Origin of the sequence: Vitreimonas sp., from assembly GCF_035627415.1 — a bacterium.
GTDB lineage: Bacteria > Pseudomonadota > Alphaproteobacteria > Caulobacterales > Aquidulcibacteraceae > Vitreimonas.
In genome coordinates this window covers 1-4103 of record NZ_DASPLU010000023.1, presented here as the reverse complement: position 1 = coordinate 4103, position 4103 = coordinate 1, and the positions used below count along the sequence as shown (strand labels likewise).

The following is a 4103-nucleotide window of genomic DNA, read 5'->3' as shown; positions in this document are numbered from 1 at the left end:
TAATCGCCGACAGTCTGCAGCGTCCATTCGCTCGGATCGATGCTGGCGAGCACGCCCGAACTGGTCACGGTCGCACCTTGCATCTGCCAGCTGACGATGAGGCCGTCATTGCGCTGCCAGATGAGGTCGGAATAGCCGTCGCCGTTGATGTCGGCGACGGCGCCGAGGCTCCAGCTATTGTCGGCGAAGGCGGAGGTGGTCGAAGCGCCGGCGATCGCCGCCCCGTCCATGTTCCAGATGAAGCTGAGGCCGTCGTCGCGCCGCCAGAGGAAATCGTCGCGCCCGTCGCTGTTGAAGTCGCCGGCGCCGGCAAGGCTCCACTCGGTCCCGAGCGCGGTCACCGCGCCGCCGCCGGAAATGCTGCGCCCGTCCATCTGCCAGACGACGATGAGGCCGTCGCTGTTCTGCCAGGCGATGTCGTCGCGGCGGTCGCCGTTGAAATCGGCGGTGGTCAAATAGGACCATTCGGCCCCGAGCGCGGTGACGGCGCCGGCCGAGGCGATGGTCGCTCCTTCCATCTCCCAGGTGAAGACGAGCCCGTCATTGCGCTGGAACAGGATGTCGTCGCGCGTGTCGCCGTCGAAATCGCCGGTGCCGAGCGCGGTCCATTCCGGGCCGACGGTGGCGAGGATCGCCGACGAGCTGATCGCCGTGCCGTTGAGGCTCCAGCTGACCAGGAGGCCGTCGTCGCGCACGAACAGCATGTCCGAGGTCCAGTCGCCGCTGAAGCTGCGGTTCGGCGTGCGGATGAACACGTCGCGGTCGCTGAAGTCGAGCACCTCGACGCTGGTCAGCGTGTCCGTGCCCTGGCCAGTGACCGTCAGCGTCCCGTTGCTGTTGCGCGTCCAGCTCGCCCCGGTCGAGGCGATCGCATAAACCGACGTGTCGATGCCGGCCATGCCATCGATCGTGTCGGCGCCGCCGTTGCCTCTCAGCCGATTGGCGACATTGTTGCCGGTGATCACGTCGGCTCCCGAGCCGCCGATCCCGTTCTCGATCACGGCGCCGCGGGCGATGGCGATATTGCCGATGGCGACTCCCGCGCCGCCATTGCCAGGCCCGGCGCTGGAGAACGCTTGCTCACGCAGATCGATTTCGGTCGCGGTGGAGTAGCCGGAAAAGTCGATCGTATCGTTGCCGCCGGCGTCCCAGATCGCGAACACTGGGCTCTGGCCGTCGGCGGTGATGGTGTAGTGCGCGCGCCCGGTGTTGGAGTTGAAGCCGTAGACCGTGTCGCCGGTGCGCGTCGTCATGTTCGCGCCGTAGAGCAATTGCGCGGCGGCTATGTCGTGCAATTGCGGCCCGGCGGCGAACGCGTTGAGGCTGTGGCCGACGCCCGCGGAGCCGAAATAGCTCATCACCGTGTAGGCGCGCGAATCCTGCCAATAATCGGCGCTTTCGGGATACGTGATGGGTTCGCCGCTGAGCGAATCGTAGTCGCCCGGGTGCGCGAGGCCGATGGCGTGGCCGATCTCGTGCGTCAGCGTGTGCAGCCCGAATTCGCCGAAGGTCATATCTTGGTTCGACGCGAGCGAGATGTTGACCCAAACGTCGCCTTCCACCTGCGCGGCGCCGGTCTGCGTGGGCCAGGGATAATACGCGAACGCCGACGCCCCTTCGGCGCCGCTGGAATAGTTGCTGAACAGGATGGTGGCGTTGTTGGTGTAGGCGCCTTCGCCGGTCGTGCCGGAGCCTACGCGGACGAAAGTGATGTTGGCCACGTCGGACCAGAGCTGCAGCGCCAGCTCGGCCGCCGCGATCTGTGCGGCGCTGAAACGCGAGAAGCCCGCCGTATCGTCCGGCATCGAAAATGGCGCGGTGGAGCGAAAGCCGTAGCTCACCGTGACGGGCGAGCCGAGATCGAAACTCCAGCTCACATTGTGACGCGTCAACTGCAGCGCCGCCTGGTCCCAGTTGTAGATCGGCAGGCCGTTTTCGGCCACGCCACTGGTGGGAGGCATGAAGTATTGCGGTCCCTCGCCCAGGAAGTCGCGGCCGCAGGCCGGGCAGCCGCAACCGCGACCGAGGTTCGCGGCGTCGCCGGTCACCTCATGCGCCATCGGATGGCGCTCGGAGATGAATGATTCGAAAGGCGCCGCCGCCCAGGCGTAAGGCGCTACCGATCCGGCAAACTCGCCGCGGGCGCCTTCGAACGCCGCGCCGAGGGTGGGGCGAAGGACGAGCAATCCACGTTCGGCGATGGGCATGGCGTTGATCTCCCCATTTCTCGCGGCAAGCCGCTTTTGATCCGGCGTATCACGGCTGGCGAGGGCTGACCAAGGGCCTGCTGCTGAGCCTTTTGCGCTGGCGTTCCAGTTCGCAGATGGATTAGCTACCCGCCCAGGACGGGGACCAGGACGCGCGTCCGATCAACGGGGAGTGATCATGCCTTCGCTGCAATCGTATTGGATCAACCGCGGCTCGATGCTCGGCGCTGAGCCCGCTTCGCATGCGGGTTTTTCGTATCAGTTCTTCACGTGCCCATGCGCGGGGTGCGCCGAGAAGGCCGCCGCCCTTTCCAGCGTAGCGGAGGCAACCAGCTTGGAGGGGCCGGGGCTCGGCTTCCGAACGGCCTGGAACGACACCTTCCGCTTCGGCGAAGACGGACCTCAGTTTCAGGGCGCCAGCGATACGGTTCCGGGCGTGCCGCACGCGAACCCGTCCTTCACGCTCGCCATCGGCGGCTCCGCGCAGGGACGTGTGAACACGGCGGGTGATGACGACTGGTACGCGGTCAATCTCGTCGCCGGGCAATCCTACGTCTTTACGCTGGTCGGCAGCGGCGGCACGCCGCTCGACGATCCCTACCTCGAACTCCGCAACGCCGATGGCGTGCGGATCGGCATCAATGACGATTCCGGTCCCGGCTACGGGTCGACGATCCGCTGGACCGCCACCGAGAGCGGCACCTATTTCGTCAATGCGCGCGGTTGGGAGCCGGGGCCGGGCGAGGGCGGCACGGCCTCGACCGGGATGTACACGCTCACCGCCGCGCTCGGCGCGCCGCAGGATCCGCTCGACACGATCGATTATAACTGGACCGTTCCCACCAACACGATCGAAGTCTATTTCGCGACCACCGGAGAGAGCTTTGCCGGCGAAACCGCCGTCCGCAGCTGGACGCAAGCGGAGATCGACGCGGCGATGGCCGCGCTCGCCACCTATTCGGCGGTCTCGGCGCTGACGTTCGTGCAGACGAACACGCAGGCCAACGCCGAATTCACGCTGATGCTGCACAACATGGATCCTGGCGTGCTCGGCTATTTCATTCCGAGCGCCGGCATTGGCGCTTTCTCGCCGAGCACGACAAGCTGGACGACGGCCGGCAGCCTCTCGCCCGGCGGTTCGGCGTTCGCGACGCTCGTGCACGAGTTCGGCCACGCGCTTGGCCTCGCCCACCCGCACGATGAAGGCGGCCTCGGCGCCGGCGGCGACGGCCGCAGCGAGATCATGCAAGGTGTGGTGAACGAGTTCGATTCCTACGGCACGTTCCAGCTGAACCAGGGCGTGTTCACGACGATGAGCTACAACGACGGCTGGCGGACGGCGCCCTATGCGCCGCCGGCCGGAACGAACGCGCTCCTCCATGGTCAGCAAGGCTCGCCCATGGCGCTCGATATCGCGCTCATTCAGCAGCGTTACGGCGCCAACACCACGTACAATAACGGCGACAACACCTACGCGCTGAGCAACACGAACGGCGCCTATCTCGCGATCTGGGACACAGGCGGCGAGGACACGATCGCGTATTCCGGCGGCACCGCGGCGACGATCGACCTTCGCGCGGCGACGCTGCTCAATGCCGTCGGCGGCGGCGGCTATGTTTCGTACGTCTTCGGCGTGCATCGCGGCTTCACGATCGCGAACGGGGTCGTGATCGAGAACGCGACGGGCGGCTCGGCGAACGACACGCTGATCGGCAATGACGCGGCCAACCGCCTGAACGGCGGATTGGGCGCGGATGCGCTGAATGGCGGGGGCGGGATCGACACGTCGGTTTATGCGATCGCCTCGACCGGGGCGAGCTGGACGCGCAACAGCAACGGGACGCTGACGGTCACTGGCCAGGGCACGGACACGCTGACCAGCGTCGAGGTGCTCGA

The 4103-nt window shown here is 66.5% G+C and carries 2 protein-coding genes; one reads left to right on the top strand and one right to left on the bottom strand.

Translation table 11 applies throughout. The features are described from left to right. The coding region (locus tag VEA80_RS12840; protein ID WP_325061146.1) for a M10 family metallopeptidase C-terminal domain-containing protein at positions 1-2207 on the bottom strand (2207 nt) is incomplete at its 3' end. A 178-nt stretch (positions 2208-2385) separates the two neighbouring features. Here VEA80_RS12840 and VEA80_RS12835 point away from each other — a divergent pair. After that, on the top strand, positions 2386-4103 hold a 1718-nt coding region (locus tag VEA80_RS12835; RefSeq protein WP_325061145.1), incomplete at its 3' end, for a M10 family metallopeptidase C-terminal domain-containing protein.